Source organism: Cupriavidus necator, from assembly GCF_040578825.1.
Lineage (GTDB): Bacteria > Pseudomonadota > Gammaproteobacteria > Burkholderiales > Burkholderiaceae > Cupriavidus > Cupriavidus necator_E.
Window position 1 is genome coordinate 1 of record NZ_JBEFLI010000093.1, and the last position, 23,528, is coordinate 23,528.

The following is a 23,528-nucleotide window of genomic DNA, read 5'->3' on the forward strand; positions in this document are numbered from 1 at the left end:
GGTCGGGGCGATGGCGGACTCGGGGGGCATCGGTTTGTTCGGTTCTTGGATCTTGGCGGGGGTGCGCCTCGGGTCAGTCGGGAAAAGCCGGCGGGGCAGTCAGCGCCCGCCGGGCAAGGTATCGGGTCGTTCGGTCCTGGCGCGCAGGCTCGCATGCAGCCGGCGCACGCCGCGCCACAGTTTGGGAATCAGCCAGATCGCGACCAGCAGGAACACTGCCAGCAAAACCAGGAACACCACCGGCAGGAAGAAAGCCAGCAGCAGGCTGCCGGTCGCGGTCAGGTCCTCGGTGAATGAGGCAGCCCAGTTCGAGAACGGTTCCGGCGACAGGTTGATCAGCGCGCGCGAGCCGGCCTTGGCTGCATGCGCGGTGCCGGCCAGCGTGCCGCCGATCAGCCCGGCGGCGACCACCCACTGCGGGTCGAGCTCGCCAAAGGCCGCGGCCGCCAGGATCGCGCCGGCGGGAATGCGCACAAAGGTATGGATGCCGTCCCAGACCGAATCGAAGCCCGGCACCTTGTCGGCGACGAATTCGGCCACGGCCAGCACCGCCGCCACGCCGATGACCCACCACGACGCCAGCGCCTGCAGCCCGGGCGGCAGCTCCAGCCAGCCCAGGCGTGCCAGCACGCCGGCGGCCAGCACGGCGAGGTAGAGGCGAAAACCGCTGGCCCAGGACATGCCCGCGGCCAGCGCGGCGGTTTCCAGCATGGCGCTCCTTGCAAGGGGCGGGCGCCAACGCGGGGCGCCCTCGCAAGGAGTGTAATACGGACCGGGCAGGCGGCGCGGCGGCGCGCCTCAGCTCTCTTCCTTGCCGTCCGGCCCAAACCACGGCAACGCCTCCTGCGGCGTCAGGACGCCAGCCGGCTCGGCCATGGTGTAACCGGGCAGTGCCTCGATGCGCCGGGCAAAGGCGGGATCGGCAAGCAGCGCCAGCAGCGCCGCCATCCAGCCCGCGGTCTGGTCATTCTTGCGCAGCGCCAGGTAATAGGCCTCCGCGCCACCTCGGGCGCGACGATCAGCCCCTGCTCGCGCCATGCCAGCCGCAGCAGCCGCACCGCGGCGGGCCGCAGCCACTTGCGCAGCGTCACATGCGCCACCGATCCGGCGGTCCGCACCGGCGAGACATAGAAGCCGGCCAGCTCCGACTGCCGTTCCTGCAGGCGGATCAGCCCTTCCACGCTGCCGCAGAACACGGTGTCGAGCCGCAGCGGCGTGTCGGCCTGGCCCAGCGCGGCAGCCAGCACCTCCACCGCCGGGTCATGGCTGCCGGTGAAATGCACGCACGACTGCGGCTGCTGGGCGTCGTCGAGCTCGGCAATGAACTCCGCCATCGCCTTCTGCACCGCCGGCTCGAGCGACTCGCGCAGCCGCAGCTCGGCGCGCAGCAGGCGCTCGCCGAAACGCGTCGGCGCCGCGGCCGCGCTCCATGTCCAGCATGCTGCGCCCGAGCATTTCCTCCCAGGCGCGCATCACACCCCAGGCGTGGCGATACGACAGGCCAATCTCCCGCGCAGCACGGTGCAGCGAGCCGGTCTCGCGCACCGCCTTCAGGAGCTGGAATACCTTGCCGTTGGCGCGCGGATTGTCGTCCGCGGCGATCACGGGAAATAAATCAAAGCGGAACGTCATATGTTCCCCCTTGCATATTTACTTTGGGAATTCGACTGGATGACAATGAATGACCCTGTTTTGTGTAGTTTGCCGCATTCTCCCTGAACCCCGGAGAGAAAGGCAATTATGTCCAAAGAAGCATAATAGAAAGGAGCCACAGGATGTCGCCCAAGGTCGCCCATCGCCTGCCTCATCACCTGTGCCGCGCCACGGCCATCGCCTGCCTGGCCTTGCTGTCGACAGCCCATGCCGGAGCGCTGAAGCTGGCCACTACCACCAGTACCGAGAACTCCGGCCTGCTGAAGTCCCTGCTGCCGCGCTTTGAGAAGAAGACCGGCGTCACCGTGAAGGTGATTGCGGTCGGCTCGGGCAAGGCCATGAAGATGGGCGAGATGGGCGACGTCGACGTGCTGCTGGTCCACGCCCGCAAGATGGAAGACGCCTTCATCGCCGCCGGCTACGGCGTGAACCGGCGCGACGTGATGTACAACGACTTCATCGTGGTCGGCCCCGCCAGCGATCCCGCCGGCATCAAGGGTGGCAAGGACGTGCTGGCGGGTTTCCGCAAGCTGGCCGACAGCGGCAGCAAGTTCATCTCGCGCGGCGACAACTCCGGCACCGACGTGATGGAGAAGGCTTACTGGAAGCAACTGGGCATCGAACCCAGGGGCCAGCCGTGGTACGTCAACGCCGGCCTGGGCATGGGCGAGGTGCTGACGATGGCGGCGCAGATGCCGGCCTATACGCTGTCAGACCGCGCTACCTATGGCGCCTATCGCGCCAGGACCGGCCTGGCCATCGCGATCGAAGGCGATCCGAAGATGTTCAATCCGTACGGGATCATCGCGGTCAACCCGGCGAAGCATCCGGGGATCAACTACAAGGATGCGATGAAGCTGGTGGAGTGGATAACTTCGACTGAGGGGCAGGATGCGATTGAGAGCTACAAGGTGGGAGGCGAACAGTTGTTCCATCCAAGCTACAACAGAAGATGAGCGGCGTAGTATCGTGGCAGCGCGACCTTGACTGCTAACCTGCTCCCCATTTAACCGGAATACGCGCGCCCCTATTAGGCAGGGCGCGCTACCCAGCCTTGCGCCGGAACATGATCCGGCCGCGTCGCTTTTTGACGATTCGCCCTCCTCCTTTCGTCTGGTCCTCCACGGGGAATCCCACGCAAGCCCTCGGACAGCACACGACCACCCCGGCCGCGATGAAACTCGCATTCGAGGACGGCCGAGATCGAGCAATATCCTGATTTGCTCAACAGATTCGGAAGTTGATTTTCAAATCCCCATTATCTAACAAAATCAATCCAACGCATTGAAAAAACACCAGGCTATTCCTATTCTCATTCCAGCGATATTCTGACTCCCCCATTTCCTTGGAGATCCGGATGTCGCGCCATCGAGGGGTGCGCAAAGCGGAAGCACTTGAATTTGCGGTAGGAATCTTCCTATAGCGATTTTCAGCGCTATCGGACACAGCACCATTTCTGGGCCTTCCATCGACAAGATGGCCTTTTATCAAAAGGAGCTACCATGCAACAAACCGACTTCAATTCGATCGTCCAGTCTTCCGCGGAAGCCATCACGGAGCAAGACACCATTGTGGCTGTACAGGAAGCAGAGCGGCAGATTCAGGGCCGCGCCTGGAATATGAATCAACCCTTGAACATGATCGCCTACGAAGATCAGGCCTGATCCCATCACCACACGGCGCTCCTCGCTGAGCGCCGTGCACGCACGCCAGGAGCTTCGCCATGATCCTCCAATCCGGAACCCAGCAACAAATCAGCAACCTGGTCACGCTGATCGGCACCGAAGGCCTGTCCTCAGCACGATCCCTCAAGTCACTGCGCGATCTCCAGGCTGGTTACCGTTGTTTCATAGAGCGCACTCAGCGCCGTCACCCCGCTGGCGCGGTCGGGACAACCAGGATCGTGACAGACCCCGACGAAGCCAATCGCTTTCGCCCGCTGTTCGTGAATGACTCCCTGCTAGACGACAAGGCCCAATCCATTGTCATAGAGAAGAGCGAAGACCCCGAGGCACCCGAAAAGCATGCGCTGCTTGAACGAGCCCTGCAAGAACTGGCCCTGTATTCACCCGAGCATCGGGTTCTGTTTGACACGGTGGTCACGGACGTCTTCATTCTGCCGTCCGGCATCGCCAAAGCGGGTTCCACGTCCGCCGCACTGGGCGTGATCTGGGCCAATCCACGCATTCACCATACGTTGCATGACGTGATCGAACTCCTGGTACATGAACTGACACACCAAACCATGTTCATCGATGAACTCACGCACTCTCACTACGATTACCAGCTAATCGTCGAGCGGAGTACATGGGCCACATCCGCCATCCTGCATGTACCTCGCCCGCTAGACAAAGTTCTGCATAGCGCTGTAGTTGCCACCGAAATTCTTCTGCTGCGGCAAGAACTGCTGGGACATCCGGTGCGTCCCTCCATCCATCCCCCTACACCCGCACTGCACCGGCAAGTATGCGAATCAATTGCATCGATGGAAGCAGTCACGCGCAAACCGACCTCGGACCGGGTCTTCCAGGATCGCGCATGCGAGATCCTTGAGAACCTGAGGGAAATCAGCGAAAGACTATCTACTGGTTCCACTGTCAACAAGACGCACTGAGCGCCATGTCTCATGATTCTTAACACAACCGAGACCCGATGACGCCGCGACCATTTCAGTGGAGGGACATCTTCCTGCATCCCGCCGCAGCATGGACATTGGGGCTTGTCATTGTCCATCAAAGCGTCATTGCAGCTTCGTCCTATTTCCTAACGCGACTAATTGAAATCTTCCAGGCCGGAGGGGATTTCACCCCATACCTATCAGCTTACCTCGCGGCAATGCTTCTGCCTTATCTACCTGGTTGTGCGTCATTGCTGACGCTGCAGCTATGGATCAATCGTGCCCATCGTGCGTTTTCGGAGCACCTGCCAGAATCCACCTATGCCCTTACCGAGCATCATCGCAACATTGCGCTGAGAGAAACGATCGAATCAGTCTACTCCCGGAATTCTTTCGTTGCGCTGAGGGATTACCTGACGTTCATCCATGATTTCGCCAGTCTGATCCTGAATAGCGCCCTGAGCATGCTCGTGCTGTCACTTCTCCTTCCGGGTAACTTGGCCCTTGGCTATACCGTTAGCATTCTTGCTGCCGCTGCATTGATCCTTCTCCTGCGACGTAGCGTACATAGCCTGTCGACTCGGACAGAAGCCTGTTTCATCGCCTATAGCGAAACCCTTTCGCATATCTGGGATAACTCAGTGCTCGGGAACCAATACAACTTCGATTTATGGAGGAGCCACCGGGATGAACTCGCGTCGCGCTACTACAAGTGCTCGAACAAATTGCAACTGGCAAAGCAAGGCGGCAACCTTGCGCTCGCCTTCATATCACTGACCCCCACCATCTACCTGATGGTCGGCGCGGTTTACAGCAGGACCACTGAACCGGCATTGATTGCCGCGGTCTTCGTGAGTCTGACGCGAATCTTTCACATTCTGAATTCGCTCAGCGCCCTGGTGTATCGGCTGCTCGATTTCACAGCGGTGAGCGCTCGGATCCAAGTATTGATGGACGCCGAGCGCAGCCTCACGGAACCTGGGCGCGTGCCTGACACACCTTGCAGCTCGATCTCGATCAACGGCTCACCGGTTCACCACTATGAACCCGTCGTAGAAGCGATTCGCAACAGTAGCAAGGGACGCTTCACGATCCGCGGCGCCAACGGATCTGGAAAGTCCACGCTGCTACATGTACTTAAGAAGGCCTTGTCCTGCGATGCCTTGTTGGTACCCAGCCACCACGGCAAGCTCCATTGGCGTTCTGCGTCAGGCACGCAATCGACAGGTCAGCGCACCGTTGCCCAGCTAATGGAAATCGCCAGCCATCCCGAAGCAAGATACCTGCTGCTGGACGAGTGGGACGCAAACCTGGATGCCAGCAACAAGCAAGTTGTTGACGAGATGCTCGAGAATCTCAGTAAGCAACGGGTTGTTGTCGAGATCAGACACTAGGAGCTGTCATGAACCCACAAAGCCTCGCAGAGAGAATCCTGGATTCAGAAGCGTTCATGTTGAGTTACATGCAACGGCGGCTGTGGAAAGGCCGGACTGACGCTGCCTATCTCCAATCCGTATTCTCCTGGCGCCATCTCAATCATTTGCTCTCAACCCATAGGATCACAAATGATCGCCTCCGCCTGTCGCAGGCGGACGATTTCAGCACCTCGAATAAGCTTGCCTTTCGGCAAGCACGTGATCAGTTCGGCCGCCCCACGGACTTCCTCTCCATCAATGAACTGCACCGGCTGATGGGCCTTGGTGTTACCGGCGTACTGGAAGCCACCAATGAACTGATTCCAAGAATCGAGGCGCTCACTACGACTATACGCGCCAGGTTCGATGCGCAGTCGTCAGCCAATGCGTACTTCTCGTTTGGCTCGACCTCTGGCTTTGGCGCCCATCATGACGATCATGATGTTATCGTGATTCAGTTCAACGGCCGCAAGCACTGGCACTTCTTCCGCACTGCGGGCTCCTCCAGCAGGGCGACAGTTGAAAACCTGCGTGACCCCGGCGCTGGCGATCGGGCTGAGACCATGCTTCTGCAGGAAGGCGACATCATGTTCGTACCGAAGGGAACCTGGCATGACGTGGTGGCCCTCGACGAACCGAGCCTGCACGTTACAGTCAGCATCGTCTACCCCACCATCTCCGAGTTTCTCTGCTGGCTAATGCAGCAACATCAGTACGGTCCGCCGTTCCGAGATATCAGGATGGCCAGCGACGATTTAGCCGCATTGGCCGCTGAGTGCTCGACCTTTTTCGGCAAGGTTACTTCAGAGGATACTCTGCGCGAGTTTCTGAGGGCCTACTATACGAATTACGCAGCGAACCGGATTGCCCCCTCGTTTCCAACGCTGAATCGTGTCGGTGCTGCAGACTCGTATCGGCGGCTGCCGTACAGCTTCTCCGTCGTCGCCCCCATGGATGGAAAAGACACGGCACGCAAAATCAGCGCGTTGGGTCGGCAGTACAACATCAGCGACGCCGAGTACCGGATACTGGACGCGCTGTCATACAAGCATTTCAGCTCACTTGCTGACATTCAGGCATCCATTGGCGACTGCATACCTGACCGCGAAACGGTCACGGCGGCCGTTGAACGGCTTTTGGACAGAGGGCTAATCTCGAAAGCCCATGACGCTCGAGATGCAGAGCACTGAATGAAGGACACAGCGTAGCGTGACGTGCTCAATCGGCTGACTTCAGCTCAGCGGCTTCCCACTCCAGCACAAAAGTCCGTTCAGGCCCGGGGTCAGGGGACAGCACTCTTAGTGCCGAGTGAATACGCACTCTGCGGAAATCTCGATGATGCGCGCACAGAAAATCCACAACGGGATCAAGCTGGCGCCATCGTCTGACTGCGCCTCGGACGGTGGACAGTATGTATTCCTTTTGCCCCATGCGGAATCTGACTATCCAAAATTTCTCATCATCGCGATGCACCTCCACATCAAGCGCGGACGGGAAAATCCCTGCCAGGTGACGCACCTCCTGAATGGTGATCAGCGTCTCACCGCGTTGAGAGGTGCGCACCTCTAGCATTCAATGACCTCTCAACAAAATTATCAGATTAAATGTCCACAGTCGGAGGTCAATTTACCGCTTGTCTTTAAGCGTGACAATTTCAAGTTTCAACATTTATCATTTTAGTATTTTTATTCTCGCCCTATAGTCGCTGCGACCTTATTCTCCAGCCATAAGACAGGATCAGGAAGTATTGTTACCTGATAATAGCCGGCCATCCATCCGGACAAGCCCGCCTCCGACTGGAGGTAGCGCTTTGGCATAGCGGGCGCCTTTCCACTTGCACGCCTGGGAGGAGGTATATGGGCCACATCGCGGGCGTTAGAGAGGCTTGTCAGCATCTGCGTGCCCCAGGCATCTCCGAACGAGATAAAAACCATCCCCGCGCCGGCCTTCACCCAGCTTCCGCCTCCAACCGCGGCAACTGCGGCAAATCCGCCGCAACCTCCGCAATCATCCGCCGCATCCACATCACATCCGGCGCCGCATGGCAGCGCTCATGCCATAGCTGGTAGAAGCGCATGCGCGGGAACGATACCGGCGACGGCACCATCCGGATCGGCAGGTACTGCGCGTAGTGCGCCGCGAACTGGCGGCCGGTGGTGAAGACCATGTCGGTCTTCATCAGCACATACGGCACCAGCCCGAAGTAAGGCAGCGTGACCTGGATATTGCGCTTGTAGCCCTGCTCGGCCAGCGCCTGATCGATCATGCTGCGCTGCATCGACGCATACGGGGCCGGCGCCAGATGCGGCATCTCGAGGTAGTGCTTGAGCGTCAGGCCCTTGCGCGCCAGCGGATGCTGCGCGCCCAGCATGCACACCACTTCGTCGTCGAACAGCGGCGAGATATGGAGGTGCTCGGGCGGCGACAGCCAGTTGCCGACCACGATATCGAGCTGTCCCTGCTCCAGGTCTTCGAGGAAGTCGGACGACGATGTCATCGGGTGCACGAACAGCTTGGCGCCCGGTGCCAGCCGGCGCACGCGCTCGACGATATTGGGCAGGAAGAAGGCGTCCAGGTAGTCCGGCGCGCCAAGGTGGAAGGTGCGCGTGGTGGTGGCGGGATCGAACTGCTGCGGCGGGCGGGCGATGCGGTCCATCGCGGCCAGGCTCTGTTCGGCCAGCGCCAGCAGTTCGCGGCCGCGCTCGGTCGGCACCATGCCGCTCTTGCCCCGCACCAGAATGGCGTCGCCGGTGATCTCGCGCAGGCGCTTCAGCGTATTGCTGATGGCGGGCTGCGACTGGCCCAGGCGCACGGCGGTACGGGTCACGCTCTGCTCGGTCAGCAGGGTGTGCAGCACCCGCAGCAAATAAGTATCGAGATGGTCGCGTCCGTGCATGGCGATGGCAGTCCTCCGGCGCGGGCCGGATGGGTGGCGTGGGGGATGGGAACGGCGCATAGTGTATGACACGCACCCCACAATCGGTCAAATCCGCCCCGGCCGGCGTCGCCGGCTGGGTGCGGCAGGACACCGACCGGCGTGCCCGCTGATGGCGCATATCACCTGGGCCGAATATTGCATGGAAGGCCCGGGTGCTATGTTTGCGCCATCCCCAAGAGAGAGAAGACCATGGAGACGCAAACCATCCGCTTTTTCCACCGCGGCCAGGTCAAGGAAGTATCCGACGCCCCCATTACCCGCACCGTGCTGCAGTACCTGCGTGAAGACGCACGCTGCACCGGCACCAAGGAAGGCTGCGCCGAAGGCGATTGCGGCGCCTGCACCGTCGTGATCGGCGAGCTGCAGGACGGCGGCGACATCGAATTCAAGGCCGTCAACTCCTGCATCCAGTTCCTGCCCACGCTCGACGGCAAGGCCCTGATCACGGTCGAAGACCTGCGCCAGGCCGACGGCACGCTGCACCCGGTGCAGGAAGCCCTGGTCGAATGCCACGGCTCGCAGTGCGGCTTCTGCACCCCGGGTTTCGTGATGTCGCTGTGGGCGCTGTACCAGCAGCACACGCCCGGCGGCGAAGCGCCCTCGCGCCAGACCATCTGCGACGCGCTGACCGGCAACCTGTGCCGCTGCACCGGCTACCGCCCGATCATCGATGCCGGCGAGCGGATGATGGCCCTGCCTGCCCCAGCGGCCAGCAAGCTCGACCCGGAGCAGATCGCCGAGACGCTGCGCAACCTGAAGCGCGGCGAGACTTTCCGTTACCGCGCGCAAGGGCAAGACTTCTTTGCGCCGCGCACCGCTGCCGAGTTCGGCGCCATCAAGGCGGCGCAGCCTGATATCCGCATTCTGGCCGGCAGCACCGACGTCGGCCTGTGGGTGACCAAGCAGTTCCGCGAGCTGGGCAACCTGCTCTACGTGGGCCAGGTGGAGGACCTGAACCGAATCGGGGAGCGCGACGGCATGATCGAGATCGGCGCCGCGGTGACGCTGGAAAAGGCCTATGCCGCGCTGAACGCCGCGCATCCCGAGCTGGCAGAAATGTGGAAGCGCTTTGCTTCGCTGCCGATCCGCAATGCCGGCACGCTCGGCGGCAATATCGCCAACGGATCGCCGATCGGCGATTCGATGCCGGCGCTGATCGCGCTGGGCACGGAAGTGGTGCTGCAGCACGGCGAGACGCGCCGGACGCTGCCGCTGGAAGATTTGTACCTGGCGTACCAGAAGACCGCGATGCAGCCGGGAGAATTCGTCGCCGCGCTGCGCGTGCCGGTGGCGGGCCCGCAGCACTTCCGCACCTACAAGCTGTCCAAACGTTTTGACGAGGATATCTCCGCTGTGTGTGCGGCATTCGGCATCACCGTGCAGGACGGCATCGTCAGCGAGGCGCGCATCGCGTTCGGCGGCATGGCCGCCACGCCCCAGCGCGCCGCCGCCACGGAAGCGGCCCTGACCGGCCAGCCGTGGAACGAAGCCACCGCCCGTGCCGGCATGGCCGCGCTGGCGCAGGACTACACGCCGCTGACCGATATGCGCGCGACCGCTTCGTACCGCAGCCGCGGCGCCGCCAACCTGCTGTACCGCTTCTGGCTGGAAACCAGCAATGAAGCGCTGCCCGCGGCAGCCGTCAACGTGCGCGCCGCCGGCGCCGGGTCTGCCACGGCCGCCATCGCCATCGCCACGGCCTGAGCCGGAGAAAAAGGAAAGCATCGGCATGAACAAGCAAACCGAACCCTTCCTGCTCGACGCCAGCGTCGCCGCCGAACCGGTTCCGCAGGTCGGCATCTCGCGTCCGCATGAATCCGCCCACCTGCATGTGGCGGGCACTGCCACCTACACCGACGACATCCCCGAGCTGGCCGGCACGCTGCACGCCGCGCTCGGCATGAGCACCCGCGCGCACGCCCGCATCAAGTCGATTTCGCTCGACAAGGTGCGCGCCGCACCTGGCGTGGTCGCCGTGCTGACGGTGGACGACATTCCCGGCAGCAACGACTGCGGCCCGATCATCCACGACGACCCGATCCTGGCACGCGATGTGGTGCAGTTTATCGGCCAGCCGGTCTTTATCGTGGTGGCGAGCTCGCATGATGCCGCGCGCCGCGCGGCGCGCCTTGGCGCGATCGAATACGAAGACCTGCCGCCGGTGCTGTCGCCGGAGGCCGCGCACCAGGCCGGCAGCTATGTGCTGCCGCCGATGCACCTGAAGCGCGGCGAGCCGGCCGCGCATATCGCCAGCGCCTCGCACCAGGACAGCGGCAAGATCCGCCTGGGCGGGCAGGAGCAGTTCTACCTGGAAGGGCAGATCTCGTACGCCGCGCCGCGCGAGAACGACAGCATGCATGTGTGGTGCTCGACCCAGCATCCCACCGAGATGCAGCACGCGGTGTCGCATATGCTGGGCTGGCATGCGCACCAGGTGCTGGTGGAATGCCGCCGCATGGGCGGCGGCTTCGGCGGCAAGGAATCGCAGTCGGCGCTGTTTGCCTGCTGCGCCGCGCTGGCCGCATGGAAGCTGATGTGCCCGGTCAAGCTGCGTCCGGACCGCGACGACGACATGATGATCACCGGCAAGCGCCACGACTTCGTGTTCGACTATGAGGTCGGCCACGACGACGAAGGCCGCATCGAGGGCGTCAAGGTCGAGATGGTATCGCGCGCCGGCTTCTCTGCCGACCTGTCGGGCCCGGTGATGACGCGCGCCATCTGCCACTTCGACAACGCCTACTGGCTGCCGAACGTGCAGATCGACGGCTACTGCGGCAAGACCAATACGCAGAGCAACACCGCCTTCCGCGGGTTCGGCGGCCCGCAAGGCGCGTTCGCGATCGAGTACATCCTGGACAACGTCGCCCGCACCGTAGGCAAGGATTCGCTCGACGTGCGCCGCGCCAACTTCTACGGCAAGACCGGGAACAACGTCACGCCTTACGGCCAGACCGTGGAAGACAACGTCATCCACGAACTGATCGACGAACTGGTGGCAACCAGCGAATACCGCGCCCGCCGCGAGGCCACGCGCGCGTTCAACGCGCAGAGCCCGATCCTGAAGAAGGGCATCGCCATTACCCCGGTAAAGTTCGGCATCTCGTTCAACGTGGCGCACTTCAACCAGGCCGGCGCGCTGGTGCACGTCTACAACGACGGCTCGGTGCTGGTGAACCACGGCGGCACCGAGATGGGCCAGGGCCTGAACACCAAGGTGGCGATGGTGGTGGCGCACGAGCTCGGCATCCGCATGGAACGCGTGCGCGTGACCGCGACCGATACCAGCAAGGTGGCCAACACCTCGGCCACCGCCGCATCGACGGGCGCCGACCTGAACGGCAAGGCCGCGCAGGATGCCGCGCGCCAGATCCGCGAGCGCCTGGCCGCGTTCGCCGCGCGCAAGGCCGGCGTGGAACCGTTGGAAGTCAGCTTCAACGATGACCTCGTCAGCGCGGGCGAGCTGCGCCTGTCGTTCGGCGACCTGGCGCGCGAAGCGTACCTGTCACGCGTGCAGCTATGGTCCGACGGCTTCTACACCACGCCCAAGCTGCACTGGGACCAGAGCAAGCTGCAGGGCCGCCCGTTCTACTACTACGCCTACGGCGCGGCGTGCTCCGAGGTGCTGGTCGACACGCTGACCGGCGAATGGAAGCTGCTGCGCGCCGATGCGCTGCACGACGCGGGCCGCTCGCTGAACCCGGCGATCGATATCGGCCAGGTCGAAGGAGCCTTCATCCAGGGCATGGGCTGGCTGACCACCGAGGAGTTGTGGTGGAACCAGGACGGCAAGCTGATGACGCACGCGCCGTCGACGTACAAGATCCCGACGGTCAACGACTGCCCCGAGGCATTCAACGTACGCCTGTATCAGAACCAGAACGTCGAAGACAGCATCCACCGCTCCAAGGCGGTCGGCGAGCCGCCGCTGCTGCTGCCGTTCTCGGTGTTCTTCGCGATCCGCGACGCGATCGCCGCGGTGGGCGACTATCGCCTCAACCCGCCGCTGAGGGCGCCGGCCACCAGCGAGGCGATCCTGGATGCGGTCGACGCCGTACGGGAAGCGGTGGCTCAGGCTGCTGCGCAAGAGGCTGCAGAGACGGCCTGAACGATGGCAAGGAAGCGCGCGCCTGCGGGCGCCCCGGACTTTCCCCCCTCGACTGCGTTGACAGGCGAGGGGCCGGTGGAAGAAGCAGGCGCGCGCCACCTCTGACACAAGCGATACCACGCATCACCACAAGGCCCCCGACATGCAGGACGCACCGCTCAAACCCTTCCGCTTCGCCGACGCCGCCCGCATGGTGCGCGACGGCGTGCCGGTGGCGATGGTCACCATCGTCGAGGTCAAGGGCTCCGCGCCGCGCGAGGCCGGCATCCGCATGCTGGTCAGCGAGCACGACCTGGTCGGCACCATCGGCGGCGGCCATCTGGAGTGGCGCGGCATGGATATCGCGCGCGAGATGCTGGTGCGCGGGCAGCAACGCCGGATTGAACGCATTCCCCTCGGGCCGGCGCTGGGCCAGTGCTGCGGCGGCGTGGTGCAGCTCGCCTTCGAGGTGCTGGGCGAAGCCGATCTCGGCTGGCTCGATGCCGTGGAACGCGGCTTTGCCGCGGGCAAGGCGCTGCAGCGGCAGGTGCCGGCCAGCGGCGCGATCACCTGTGGCGACAGCCATGCCGTCCTTCCCGGCGTGGTATTGCACGCCGACGGCAGCTGGATCGACACACTGGTGCCCGACACCATGCATGTCGTGCTGTTCGGCGCCGGTCACGTCGGCCATGCGCTGGTCAAGGTGCTGGCCACGCTGCCGTGCCGCGTGCACTGGGTCGACGAGCGCGACACGCTGTTTCCCGGCGGGCTGCCCGACAACGTCGAGGCCGAAGCCAGCGACACGCCCGAGGCCGTGGCCGCGCAGGCGCCCGCGGGCAGTTATTTCCTGGTCATGACGCACAGCCATGCGCTCGACCAGACCCTGTGCGAAGAAATTTTGAAGCGCACCGATTTCGCCTACTTCGGGCTGATCGGTTCCAAGACCAAGCGCGCGCGCTTCGAACACCGCTTGGCCGAGCACGGCATCGACCCGGCCAGGTTTGCGGAAATGACATGCCCCATGGGGGTTCCCGGGATCACCGACAAAGCTCCGGCTATGATTGCGGTAGCCATCGTCGCCCAGCTGCTCCAGGTCCGCGAACAGCGCCTCGCCGCGCTGCGGGCGGGCCGCGCGGAGGCGGTGCATCCCTGAACCCGTGCCTGCCGGCAGGCACAGAAGAAACGAGGCCCCCATGACCATCGATGCCGCGCTCGCGGACAAGATCCGCCGCACCCCCAAGGCAGAACTGCATGTGCATATCGAAGGCACACTCGAGCCGGAACTGATCTTCCGGCTGGCCCAGCGCAACCAGGTGGCGCTGCCCTACCCGAGCGTCGAGGCGCTGCGCGCCGCCTACGCCTTCACCGACCTGCAGTCGTTCCTGGACATTTACTACGCCGGCGCCAGCGTGCTGCTTACCGAGGAAGATTTCTTCGACATGACGATGGACTATGTCAAGCGCGCCGTCGCCGACAACGTCCGCCACGCCGAGATCTTCTTCGATCCGCAGACCCATACCGCGCGCGGCGTGCCGATCGGCGTGGTGATCGACGGCATTTCCGACGCGCTGGCGCAGGCGCGCACCGAGTATGACTTTTCCAGCAGCCTGATCCTGTGCTTCCTGCGCCATCTGCCGGAGGAAGATGCCTTCGCCACGCTGGAAGCTGCCCTGCCCTACCGCGACCGCTTTGTCGGCGTGGGGCTGGATTCGTCCGAGCAAGGCAACCCGCCGGAGAAGTTCGCGCGTGTGTTCGACAGGGCGCGCCAGCTGGGTCTCAGGCTCGTGGCCCACGCCGGCGAGGAAGGCCCGGCGCAATACGTCACCGATGCCCTCGACATCCTCAAGGCCGAGCGCATCGACCACGGCGTGCATGCCATCGATGATCCGGCACTGGTGGAACGCCTGGCGCGCGAGCGCGTGGCGCTGACCGTGTGCCCGCTGTCCAACGTCAAGCTCAAGGTCTATCCCGATCTGCGCGACCACCCGCTCAAGCGCATGCTCGATGCCGGCGTGATGATCACGCTCCATTCGGACGACCCGGCCTACTTCGGCGGCTATATGAACGCCAACTGGGAAGCCACGTTCGACGCGCTGCCGCTGGATGCGGCCGACGCCCGCAAGCTCGCGCGCAACAGCTTTGAAGCGGCCTTCCTGCCCGCCATGCAGAAGGCCGAGTACCTGGCGGAAGTCGACCATTTCTGGTCGGACTCGCCCAAGTCCCCGCCCGCAACGGCCCCCGCGGCCTGAGCGCGGCGCATGCCAAATCCGGCCCGCCCGCTTGTTGCGCGCGGGCCGGCCAGAAGAGACAAACCATGACGACCACCCCCACGACCCCATCCCTGACCCGCGCCATCCGCGGCCGCGTGCTGCATTTCCTGCGCGACCCGCAGTTCCATGAGGACGCGTATCAGTATTGGGACGACGGGGTGCTGATCGTCACAGCCGGGCGCATCACCGCCGCGGGTGACTACCAGCAACTGGCCGAGCGCATCCCGGCCGATGCCGAGGTGATCGACCACCGCGGCAAGCTGATCGTGCCGGGCTTTATCGACACCCACGTGCACTACCCGCAGACCGACATGATCGCGTCGCCGTCGCCGGGCCTGCTGCACTGGCTCGACACCTACACCTTCCCCGAAGAGCGCCGCTTTGCCGATCCCGATTACGCGCGCGGCGTCGCCGGTTTCTTCACCGAAGAACTGCTGCGCAACGGCACCACCAGCGCGGTGGTCTGGAGCACCGTGCACAAGGCCTCGGCCGAGGCGCTGTTTGCCGAAAGCGAGGCGCGCAACCTGCGCATGGTTACCGGCAAGGTGCTGATGGACCGCAACTGCCCCGAATTCCTGCGCGATACCGCCCAGAGCGGCGCGCAGGATTCCGCGGACCTGATGTCGCGCTGGCATAACAAGGGGCGCCTGGGCTACGCCATCACGCCGCGCTTCGCGCCGACCTCCACGGAAGCGCAGCTTGCCGCCTGCGGCGAGCTGGCGCGCGCGTATCCGGACGCGTTTATCCAGACCCACGTCGCCGAGAACCGCGACGAGGTCAAATGGGTAGCCGAGCTGTTCCCGGACGCGCGCAGCTACCTCGACGTCTACGACCGCTACGGCCTGCTGCGCCCCGGCGCGATGTACGGCCACGCCATCTACCTGGACCAGGACGACCGCCGCCGGCTCGCCGACAGCGGCGCCGCGGTGGCGCACTGCCCGACCTCGAACCTGTTCCTGGGCAGCGGCTTCTACGACTTCCACCAGTCCGATGCCAACCGCCTGAACGTGACGCTGGCCACCGACGTGGGCGGCGGCACCTCGTTCTCGATGTTCCGCACCATGAACGCGGCGCACAAGGTGGCACGCATGGGCGGCTATTACCTGAGCGCCATGCGGATGTTCTACCTGGCCACGCGCGCGGCGGCCGAGGCGCTGGGCTGGACCGGCCGCGTCGGCAGCTTCAGCGTTGGCTGCGAGGCCGATTTCATCGTACTGGACCCGAAGGCCACGCCGCTGATCGCGCGCCGCAGCAACCGCTCGGAATCGCTGGAAGAAGAGCTGTTCGCGTTCGCCATGCTGGGCGACGACCGCGTGATCGACAGCGTCTATGTGATGGGCGAAGCCGCCCGGGTGCCGAGCCACGCTGCGGCTGCCTGATTCACCACTTCGCCGCCACTTCATCGTCACTTCACATCCCCGCTGCCCGCCGCCATCGCGGCGGGCGCGCTTTTACCGCTTAGCGCGTCCCACTGGCTTGACGCCCGTCAAGATCATTTCCGACAAAGCCTTCTAACCTTTGCGATTCCGCTGCGGCCGCTTTGCATGCCGCCGCACCGACACCAATCCGATCGCAACCAGAAGGTTCTGCATGACCGCTTTCCAATCCGTGCAGCGCGCCCATGCCCCGCATGCCGCGCCCAACGACAAGCCCCACGGCGCGCCCCTCCCCGAGCCGATCGCGCCGGACGCTCCGCTGCCGTCGCGCAAGATCCTCCGTGGCTGGCTGATTCCCCTTGGCCAGCGCAGCACGCCGCGCGCGCTGCTGCTGTTCGCCTTCGACTACCTGCTGTTCGCCGCCGTGCTGGCCGGCGTGGTGCTGGCCACGCACTGGGCCGCCAAGCTCGCGCTGGGCGTGCTGGCAGGGCTGGTGATCGCGCGCCTGTTCATCATCGGCCACGATGCCTGCCACCAGAGCCTGACGCCGCGCCGCGGCCTGAACAAATGGCTGGGCCGGCTGACCTTCCTGCCGTCGCTGACGCCCTACAGCCTGTGGGAAGTCGGCCATAACGTGGTGCACCACGGCTACACCAACCTGAAGGGCTTCGACTTCGTCTGGGCGCCCTACTCGCTCGAAGAATTCAACGCGCTGCCGCGCTGGCGCCGCGTGATGGAGCGCATCTACCGCACGGGCTTCGGTCCGGGCCTGTACTACCTGGTGGAGATCTGGTGGTGCAAGCTGTTCTTCCCCAGCAAGCGCCAGATGGCGACGCGCCGAGCGATCTTCCTGGGCGACTGCCTGCTGGTGGCAGCCTTCGGGCTAGCGTGGATCGGCGCGCTGATCGGGCTGGCGTACGCCACCAGCCAGTCGGCATGGATGCTGGTGGGCGCCGGCTTCGTGCTGCCGTTCCTGGTCTGGAATGTGACCGTCGGCTTCGTGCTGTACGTGCACCATACCCACACCAGCGTCGCGTGGTACGACACCAAGGCGATGTGGGCGAGGGCGCAGCCGTTCGTCTCGACCACCGTGCACCTGCGCTTCCGCCACGGCATCGGCGCGGCGCTGCATCACATCATGGAACACACCGCCCACCACGTCGACATGAGCGTGCCGCTGTACCGCCTCAAGCGCGCGCAGGCGCTGCTTGAGCACGCGCTGCCGGGCCGCATCATCATCGAGAACTTCTCGTGGCGCTGGTATTTCGACACCGCGCGCCGCTGCAAACTGTATGACTTCAAGGCGCTGTGCTGGACCGATTTCCGCGGCCGCCAGACCAGCGACAACGCGCCGGTGCCGGCCTGAACGCCACATCAGCGCCCATGGGGGCGGTGGACGACCACCGCCGCTGCCGCTATAATCGCGGCTTCCATTGGGGAGTAGCCGCCCTGCTCTCACCGCGCCGCGCAATGCGGACTTCGGGGGACAGGGGCGTACGTCAACAGACTTGACCGCTTGCGGTTATGGCGTGCGCAGCTCCGGACCCGCCCGGCCAGTTGTTGTTGGCCCGGCAGCGTCCATGCCTGGCGAGACCGATGACCATACCTTTCTGGCCGGGCCGGGAAAGGTGTGCGTCATTGGCATCTCGCGATGCATTGCGGCCCGGTTACCCCACATAACAACATGGAAGCCTTCCTCGTCTCCACAGGCATCGTCGCCCTTGCTGAAATGGGCGACAAGACGCAATTGCTGTCACTGGTGCTGGCAGCGCGTTATCGCAAACCCATTCCCATCATCCTTGGCATCCTGATTGCCACGCTGGTCAATCACGGCTTTGCCGGCGCGCTCGGCGGCTGGATCACGCAAGTGCTGGGCGAAAGCCTGCTGCGGTGGATCCTGGGGCTGGGCTTTATCGCGATGGCGGCCTGGATGCTGATTCCGGACAAGCTCGATGATGCCGAGCAGGCCAGACCGGTGAAAGGTGCGATCGGCATTCTTGGCACCACCATTGTTGCGTTCTTCTTTGCCGAGATGGGTGACAAGACGCAGATTGCCACCGTGGCGCTGGCGGCGCGCTTCAGCGATACGGTGCTGGCGGTGGTGACGGGTACGACCTTCGGCATGATGATTGCCAATGCGCCGGCGGTGCTACTGGGCGACAAGTTTGCCAACAGGATGCCGATTGCGTTGGTGCATAAGATTGCGGCGGCGATTTTTCTGACGTTGGGGGTGTTGGCGTTGTTGAATATCGGGGGATGAACTGTGCAGCAGGCCAGTTGAAGGCCTGACTTCGCAGACGCGCCTACCCTATCCCCCGCCCCTCTCCCGCAAGCTGGAGAGGGGAGCAAACCGCGGGCATAGCAAACGGCGGTGGTGTTCTCCCCTCTCCCGCGCGCGGGAGAGGGCCCGGGCAAGAGGGCCAGAGCCTCTCGACGCGACGTACTCGAACGCGCCAACAAAAAAACGGGGCACAAAGCCCCGTTCAAACCCTCGCCGGTCCGGTACTGACGGCTGCCAACTACCCAGCCTCCGGACCGTCGATCACCGATGCACGGATATCCGATCAATTGGCGGTGTTGGCACCGCCTTCGAACCACTGCCCCAGCAGCGCGCGTTCGTCGTCAGTGATTTGCGTCACATTGCCCAGCGGCATCGCCTTCTGCTGCACCGCCTGCTGGTAGATCAGCTGCGCGTGGGTCTTGATGTCCTCCGCAGTTTCGAGCTTGATGCCCTTGGCCGCGGTCGGCATCATCTTCGGCTGCTCGGCGTGGCACTGCACGCAGCGCGCGTTCATCACTTCCTGCACCTTGGCAAAGCTGACGGTGGCCGCAGCAGCTTCGCCGCCTTCGCCCCTGGCGACGGCCGGGCGCGGCTGCGGCGCGATGATCACCGCTACCACGGCCAGCGCGGCAACGCCGGCGGCGGGCCACAGGATGTTGATCTTGCCCTTGTGCTTCAGGATGAAGAACTGGCGGATCAGCACGCCGGACAGCATGATCAGGATCAGCACCACCCAGTTGTACTTGTGGGCATAGGTCATGCTGTAGTGGTTCGACAACATCGCGAACAGCACCGGCAGCGTGAAGTAGGTGTTGTGCACGCTGCGCTGCTTGCCACGCTTGCCGTGGATCGGGTCCACCGGCTGGCCGGCCTTCAGCGCCGCGACCACCTTGCGCTGCCCCGGGATGATCCACGCCAGCACGTTGGCGCTCATGATCGTGGCGACCATCGCGCCGGTCAGCAGGAACGCCGCGCGGCCCGAAAAGATATGGCAGGCCACATAGGCAGCGGCAGCGATATAGAGCGCCACCAGGATGCCGACGACGCGATCGCTCTTGCCGAACAGGCGGCAGATGCCGTCATAGACGATCCAGCCGATCAGCAGGTACGACACTGCGAACCCGACCGCCGCGCCGGGCGACATGTCGAACACATTCTTGTCGATCAGGAACGTGCTGGCGTTGAACAGGTACAGCACCACCAGCAGCGCGAAACCGCTCATCCAGGTGGAATAGGATTCCCAGTAGAACCAGTGCAGGTTCTCCGGCAACGCCTTGGGTGCGGTCAGGTACTTCTGCGGGTTGTAGAAGCCGCCGCCGTGCACGGCCCACAGCTCGCCGTCGACGCCCTTCTCCTTCAGGTCGGGCGCGGTGGGCTTGGTCAGGCTGTTGTCCAGCCACACGAAATAGAACGAAGAGCCGATCCATGCGATCGCGGTGATGACATGCACCCACCGCAGCAGCATATTGGCCCAGTCGAGGATATAGCCTTCCATGTCTTGTCTCCTGTTTCCCTATGCCACCGCATTAGCTGCCGCGGTAGGTCGAGTACGACCAGGGCGATACCAGGAGGGGCACGTGGTAGTGCGCATTGACGTCGGCAATGCCGAAGCGCAGGGGCACCACGTCCAGGAAGGCCGGCTCGGGCAGCTTCACGCCTTGCGCGCGGAAGTAATCGCCGGCAGCGAATTCCAGCTCGTACACGCCCGCGGCGAATTCCGCGCCTTCCAGCAGCGGCTGGTCACAGCGGCCGTCGTGGTTGGTGACCACGGTCTTCAGGGTTTCGCGGCGATTGTCGACAATTTTATGGAGAGTAACCGACATGCCCTTACCGGGCGTGCCGGCAGCGGTGTCGAGTACGTGGGTGGTCAAGCGTCCCATCGTATTTGTCCTTTTGCGATTGGGTTGTGAGGGGCGCCGCTGCCTTCACTAGCACCATTTGTGGGAGATGGTGCCCGCTCGGTACGTCTGGTAACGCATCCCGGCGCTGGGTTGGTGCGTGGCGACAATGCGCCTGCACCTACCCGGTTGGCAATTCAGGGATTACCCTGAGTTGTCGAAAACCTGACTCGGTTTTGTTGACAATATTGAGGCCGTAACCAAATAATTGTCAACAATTTTTGGATCACCGCATCCTGATACCCGGGATTCACGGTGCCCCGCCTGACTGCTGGTGCCACGATGTCCAAGAGCCTGAAGCTGATTGCCGCCCACGCCGACGCCAATGCCGACGCCAATGCCGACGCGGAACCGACCGAGATCCAACCTGGCAAGCCGGGCAAGCCCGCGCGCAAGGGCTCGGTCGAAGAGCGCATGTATCACGAGATCTACGACGCGATCATGGAGCACCGGCTGCCGCCGCGCACCAAGCTGACCGAGCATTCGCTGTGCGAAATCTATGCCACCGCGCGGCATACGGTGCGCAAGGTGCTGTCGCACCTCGCCGCCGACGGCATGGTCGACCTCGAACCCAACCGCGGCGCCTTTATCGCCAGCCCCTCCACCGACGAAGCGCACGACATGTTCGAGCTGCGCCAGATGCTGGAGCGCGCGGTGCTGGAGAAACTCGCCGCCATGCCCGACGTCAAGGCCGTGATCGCGCCGCTGCGCAAGATGGTCGCCAGCGAGCGCCAGGCCTTCCTGACGCATGACCGGCCTAAATGGATTCGCCTCTCCGCCGAGTTCCACACGGCGCTGGCGGAGCTGTCGGGCAACGCGCTGCTCGTCAACATGATGCGCCGGCTGGTATCGCGCACCACGCTGATGATCGCCAGCGTGGAAGCCCCGGGCAACAACGCCTGCTCGTTCGACGAACACGAGGAAATCCTCGACGCACTGGAACAGGGCGATGCCGCGCTGGCCCAGTCGCGCATGGCGCACCACCTCGGCGCCTGCGCCGACCGCGTGCAGCCGGACGAGCCGGGCAGCTTTGATCTTCGCAGCGTACTAGGCCGCTCCACCTAGCACGGTGTTCCCGCCACCGCCCCCGACAACAAGGCCACGCCTGACGGCAAACAGCACCCGGCTGACAAACGAGAGTGCTGAGACAGCAGGCCGACAAACCGTCCGGTGATCACCCAGGACCCCGGCCAGGGCAGTAGCGTTCCCATCAAACCAAAAGGAGAGGAGACACACCAATGAATTCAGCAAGCACCACGGTCCCCACGGACCTCACCAACGAGCGTTTGCCTTCCGGGCGCCTGCTCGCGCTCGGTTTGCAGCACGTTCTGGTGATGTACGCCGGCACGGTTGCCGTGCCCCTGATCGTGGGGGGCGCGCTCAAGCTGCCCAAGGACCAGCTGGCATTCCTGATCAATGCCGACCTGTTCGCCGCCGGCCTCGCCACGCTGATCCAGGCCATCGGCTTCTGGAAATTCGGCATCCGCCTGCCCGTGATGATGGGCGTGACCTTTGCCTCGGTGGCGCCGATGATCGCCATCGGCACCGATCCCAATGTGGGCCTGCTCGGCATCTACGGCGCCGTGATCGCGTCGGGGATCTTCGGCATCCTGATCGCGCCGATGATGGGACGCATGCTGGGGTTATTCCCGCCGGTGGTGACCGGTACCGTGATCACGCTGATCGGCGTGTCGCTGATGCGCGTGGGCATCAACTGGGCAGCCGGCGGCCAGCCCACCACGCGCGCGGTGATCGACGGCGTGGTCAAGGAAGTGCCCAACCTCGCCTACGGCGACCTGGCCAACCTCGGCATCGCCGGGCTGACGCTGGTGACCATCCTGCTGCTGACCAAGTACGGCCGCGGGCTGGTGGCCAACTGCGCGGTGCTGCTCGGCATCATCGCCGGCACGCTGGTGGCGATGGCGCTGGGCAAGGTCTCGTTCGAAGGCCTCGATGAAGCCAGCTTTGTCGCCGTCATCACGCCGCTGCACTTCGGCATCCCCACCTTCGAGCTGACCGCGATCCTGTCGATGTGCATCGTCATGCTGATCACGCTGGTGGAATCAACGGGCATGTTCCTGGCGCTGTCGGACATCACCGGCAAGAAGCTCAGCAATGAGGACCTGACCCGCGGCCTGCGCGCCGATGGCCTGGGCACCGTGATCGGCGGTGTCTTCAACACCTTCCCGTACACCTCGTTCTCGCAGAACGTGGGCCTGGTGACCGTCACCGGCGTGCGCTCGCGCTATGTGGCAGCGGCCGGCGGCATCATCCTGATCGCCTTCGGCCTGTTCCCCAAGATGGCCCACGTGGTGGCCTCGGTGCCGCAGTTTGTGCTGGGCGGCGCCGGCATCGTGATGTTCGGCATGGTGGCCGCTACCGGTATCCGTATCCTGGGTTCGTGCGATTTCAACCGCAACCGCCACAACCTGTTCATCGTCGCCATCTCGATCGGCTTCGGCATGATCCCGACGCTGGCGCCGACGTTCTTCCAGTACCTGCCCAAGTGGACCGTGCCGTTCACGCACAGCGGCATCGTGCTGGGCACGCTCGTGGCCGTGACGCTGAACCTGTTCTACAACGGCATCCAGTCGCGCGAAGAGGCGATGCGCAACGCCGCCGCCAACTCGCACGGCACCGAGTAATCGAAGTATCCCGGGCGCGGCCGCGCCCGGCACGACTGGCACGCTGATTGCGTAGTTTGCGGCGTCTTCTTCTGGGCGCCGCGGCGTGCCGGCCGGTCTCCTGAAGCAAGCAACGACACATGACAAAGCAGAACTATCCACGCGATCTCATCGGTTACGGCGCCACGCCACCGCACGCCCAATGGCCGGGCGGCGCGCGCATCGCCGTGCAGTTTGTCCTGAACTACGAGGAAGGCGGCGAAAACTGCGTACTGCACGGCGACGCCGCTTCCGAGCAGTTCCTCTCCGAAATCGTTGGCGCCGCGGCCTACCCCGACCGCCATATGAGCATGGAGGGCATCTACGAAT

The 23,528-nt window shown here is 63.9% G+C and carries 19 protein-coding genes, 2 pseudogenes and 1 riboswitch; of the genes and pseudogenes, 15 read left to right on the forward strand and 6 right to left on the reverse strand.

The window, feature by feature from the left end; translation table 11 throughout:
• Positions 1–99: 99 nt before the first annotated feature.
• Both AB1I47_RS30010 and AB1I47_RS30015 read right to left on the reverse strand, forming a co-directional pair.
• Complete coding sequence (locus AB1I47_RS30010) at positions 100–711, reverse strand: DUF4126 domain-containing protein (protein ID WP_354687315.1); 612 nt, start codon at positions 709–711, stop codon at positions 100–102.
• An 87-nt stretch (positions 712–798) separates the two neighbouring features.
• Positions 799–1,632: pseudogene (locus AB1I47_RS30015) on the reverse strand (substrate-binding domain-containing protein).
• A 143-nt stretch (positions 1,633–1,775) separates the two neighbouring features.
• On the opposite strand from AB1I47_RS30015, the gene AB1I47_RS30020 reads away from it, so the two are divergent.
• The 5 genes from AB1I47_RS30020 to AB1I47_RS30040 all read left to right on the forward strand — a co-directional run bounded on the left by AB1I47_RS30020 (position 1,776) and on the right by AB1I47_RS30040 (position 6,875).
• On the forward strand, positions 1,776–2,609 hold the full coding sequence (locus tag AB1I47_RS30020) for an ABC transporter substrate-binding protein (protein WP_354687316.1): 834 nt from the start codon (positions 1,776–1,778) through the stop codon (positions 2,607–2,609).
• Between the two features lie 546 nt (positions 2,610–3,155).
• On the forward strand, positions 3,156–3,317 hold the full coding sequence (locus tag AB1I47_RS30025) for a hypothetical protein (protein WP_354687317.1): 162 nt from the start codon (positions 3,156–3,158) through the stop codon (positions 3,315–3,317).
• A 59-nt stretch (positions 3,318–3,376) separates the two neighbouring features.
• On the forward strand, positions 3,377–4,267 hold the full coding sequence (locus AB1I47_RS30030) for an aKG-HExxH-type peptide beta-hydroxylase (RefSeq protein ID WP_354687318.1): 891 nt from the start codon (positions 3,377–3,379) through the stop codon (positions 4,265–4,267).
• Positions 4,268–4,305: 38 nt separating this feature from the next.
• Positions 4,306–5,664 (forward strand): hypothetical protein, encoded by a 1,359-nt coding sequence (locus AB1I47_RS30035; protein WP_354687319.1) that lies wholly within the window; start codon positions 4,306–4,308, stop codon positions 5,662–5,664.
• 8 nt (positions 5,665–5,672) lie between these two features.
• On the forward strand, positions 5,673–6,875 hold the full coding sequence (locus AB1I47_RS30040; protein WP_354687320.1) for a JmjC domain-containing protein: 1,203 nt from the start codon (positions 5,673–5,675) through the stop codon (positions 6,873–6,875).
• A 28-nt stretch (positions 6,876–6,903) separates the two neighbouring features.
• Here the strand turns inward: AB1I47_RS30040 and AB1I47_RS30045 are convergent, their stop codons facing one another.
• Both AB1I47_RS30045 and AB1I47_RS30050 read right to left on the reverse strand, forming a co-directional pair.
• A complete protein-coding gene (locus tag AB1I47_RS30045; protein WP_354687321.1) occupies positions 6,904–7,257 on the reverse strand; it encodes a hypothetical protein in 354 nt (117 codons plus the stop codon).
• A 376-nt stretch (positions 7,258–7,633) separates the two neighbouring features.
• Positions 7,634–8,581, reverse strand: a complete 948-nt coding sequence (locus AB1I47_RS30050) for a LysR substrate-binding domain-containing protein (protein WP_354687322.1) — start codon at positions 8,579–8,581, stop codon at positions 7,634–7,636.
• A 231-nt stretch (positions 8,582–8,812) separates the two neighbouring features.
• Here AB1I47_RS30050 and xdhA point away from each other — a divergent pair, with 231 nt between their 5' ends.
• From xdhA to AB1I47_RS30085, 7 genes are all read left to right on the forward strand, one after another.
• Entirely contained in the window at positions 8,813–10,327 is a 1,515-nt protein-coding gene (xdhA, locus tag AB1I47_RS30055) for a xanthine dehydrogenase small subunit (RefSeq protein ID WP_354687323.1), read from the forward strand.
• A gap of 25 nt (positions 10,328–10,352) precedes the next feature.
• Complete coding sequence (gene xdhB, locus AB1I47_RS30060) at positions 10,353–12,731, forward strand: xanthine dehydrogenase molybdopterin binding subunit (RefSeq protein WP_354687324.1); 2,379 nt, start codon at positions 10,353–10,355, stop codon at positions 12,729–12,731.
• Positions 12,732–12,873: 142 nt separating this feature from the next.
• Entirely contained in the window at positions 12,874–13,863 is a 990-nt protein-coding gene (xdhC, locus tag AB1I47_RS30065; RefSeq protein ID WP_354687325.1) for a xanthine dehydrogenase accessory protein XdhC, read from the forward strand.
• Between the two features lie 40 nt (positions 13,864–13,903).
• A complete protein-coding gene (locus tag AB1I47_RS30070; RefSeq protein WP_354687326.1) occupies positions 13,904–14,959 on the forward strand; it encodes an adenosine deaminase in 1,056 nt (351 codons plus the stop codon).
• Between the two features lie 65 nt (positions 14,960–15,024).
• Entirely contained in the window at positions 15,025–16,359 is a 1,335-nt protein-coding gene (gene guaD, locus AB1I47_RS30075; RefSeq protein WP_354687327.1) for a guanine deaminase, read from the forward strand.
• A 211-nt stretch (positions 16,360–16,570) separates the two neighbouring features.
• A complete protein-coding gene (locus AB1I47_RS30080) occupies positions 16,571–17,722 on the forward strand; it encodes a fatty acid desaturase (RefSeq protein WP_354687328.1) in 1,152 nt (383 codons plus the stop codon).
• 49 nt (positions 17,723–17,771) lie between these two features.
• Positions 17,772–17,936, forward strand: a riboswitch (yybP-ykoY riboswitch).
• Between the two features lie 104 nt (positions 17,937–18,040).
• Positions 18,041–18,616 carry a TMEM165/GDT1 family protein gene (locus AB1I47_RS30085; protein WP_354687329.1) on the forward strand — a complete coding sequence of 192 codons (576 nt, stop codon included), beginning with the start codon at positions 18,041–18,043 and terminating at the stop codon, positions 18,614–18,616.
• A gap of 304 nt (positions 18,617–18,920) precedes the next feature.
• On the opposite strand, the gene AB1I47_RS30090 is transcribed toward AB1I47_RS30085, so the two are convergent.
• Together AB1I47_RS30090 and uraH are read right to left on the reverse strand one after the other, a co-directional pair.
• Positions 18,921–20,132, reverse strand: a complete 1,212-nt coding sequence (locus AB1I47_RS30090; protein ID WP_354687330.1) for a urate hydroxylase PuuD — start codon at positions 20,130–20,132, stop codon at positions 18,921–18,923.
• A gap of 31 nt (positions 20,133–20,163) precedes the next feature.
• A complete protein-coding gene (uraH, locus tag AB1I47_RS30095) occupies positions 20,164–20,517 on the reverse strand; it encodes a hydroxyisourate hydrolase (RefSeq protein ID WP_354687331.1) in 354 nt (117 codons plus the stop codon).
• 300 nt (positions 20,518–20,817) lie between these two features.
• On the opposite strand from uraH, the gene AB1I47_RS30100 reads away from it, so the two are divergent.
• From AB1I47_RS30100 to AB1I47_RS30110, 3 genes and pseudogenes are all read left to right on the forward strand, one after another.
• Complete coding sequence (locus tag AB1I47_RS30100; RefSeq protein ID WP_354687332.1) at positions 20,818–21,600, forward strand: GntR family transcriptional regulator; 783 nt, start codon at positions 20,818–20,820, stop codon at positions 21,598–21,600.
• A gap of 173 nt (positions 21,601–21,773) precedes the next feature.
• On the forward strand, positions 21,774–23,180 hold the full coding sequence (locus AB1I47_RS30105) for a nucleobase:cation symporter-2 family protein (protein ID WP_354687333.1): 1,407 nt from the start codon (positions 21,774–21,776) through the stop codon (positions 23,178–23,180).
• A gap of 119 nt (positions 23,181–23,299) precedes the next feature.
• Positions 23,300–23,528 (forward strand): annotated as a pseudogene (locus AB1I47_RS30110) (allantoinase); the annotation flags it as partial.

Coding starts and splice junctions, on each gene's coding strand:
- xdhA (WP_354687323.1), top strand. CDS start 8,813: ATGGAGACGCAAACCATCCGCTTTTTCCACCGCGGCCAGGTCAAGGAA.
- xdhB (WP_354687324.1), top strand. CDS start 10,353: ATGAACAAGCAAACCGAACCCTTCCTGCTCGACGCCAGCGTCGCCGCC.
- AB1I47_RS30045 (WP_354687321.1), bottom strand. CDS start 7,257: ATGCTAGAGGTGCGCACCTCTCAACGCGGTGAGACGCTGATCACCATT.
- uraH (WP_354687331.1), bottom strand. CDS start 20,517: ATGGGACGCTTGACCACCCACGTACTCGACACCGCTGCCGGCACGCCC.
- AB1I47_RS30100 (WP_354687332.1), top strand. CDS start 20,818: ATGTCCAAGAGCCTGAAGCTGATTGCCGCCCACGCCGACGCCAATGCC.
- xdhC (WP_354687325.1), top strand. CDS start 12,874: ATGCAGGACGCACCGCTCAAACCCTTCCGCTTCGCCGACGCCGCCCGC.
- AB1I47_RS30025 (WP_354687317.1), top strand. CDS start 3,156: ATGCAACAAACCGACTTCAATTCGATCGTCCAGTCTTCCGCGGAAGCC.
- AB1I47_RS30010 (WP_354687315.1), bottom strand. CDS start 711: ATGCTGGAAACCGCCGCGCTGGCCGCGGGCATGTCCTGGGCCAGCGGT.
- AB1I47_RS30070 (WP_354687326.1), top strand. CDS start 13,904: ATGACCATCGATGCCGCGCTCGCGGACAAGATCCGCCGCACCCCCAAG.
- AB1I47_RS30040 (WP_354687320.1), top strand. CDS start 5,673: ATGAACCCACAAAGCCTCGCAGAGAGAATCCTGGATTCAGAAGCGTTC.
- AB1I47_RS30105 (WP_354687333.1), top strand. CDS start 21,774: ATGAATTCAGCAAGCACCACGGTCCCCACGGACCTCACCAACGAGCGT.
- AB1I47_RS30080 (WP_354687328.1), top strand. CDS start 16,571: ATGACCGCTTTCCAATCCGTGCAGCGCGCCCATGCCCCGCATGCCGCG.
- guaD (WP_354687327.1), top strand. CDS start 15,025: ATGACGACCACCCCCACGACCCCATCCCTGACCCGCGCCATCCGCGGC.
- AB1I47_RS30020 (WP_354687316.1), top strand. CDS start 1,776: ATGTCGCCCAAGGTCGCCCATCGCCTGCCTCATCACCTGTGCCGCGCC.
- AB1I47_RS30050 (WP_354687322.1), bottom strand. CDS start 8,581: ATGCACGGACGCGACCATCTCGATACTTATTTGCTGCGGGTGCTGCAC.
- AB1I47_RS30085 (WP_354687329.1), top strand. CDS start 18,041: ATGGAAGCCTTCCTCGTCTCCACAGGCATCGTCGCCCTTGCTGAAATG.
- AB1I47_RS30035 (WP_354687319.1), top strand. CDS start 4,306: ATGACGCCGCGACCATTTCAGTGGAGGGACATCTTCCTGCATCCCGCC.
- AB1I47_RS30090 (WP_354687330.1), bottom strand. CDS start 20,132: ATGGAAGGCTATATCCTCGACTGGGCCAATATGCTGCTGCGGTGGGTG.
- AB1I47_RS30030 (WP_354687318.1), top strand. CDS start 3,377: ATGATCCTCCAATCCGGAACCCAGCAACAAATCAGCAACCTGGTCACG.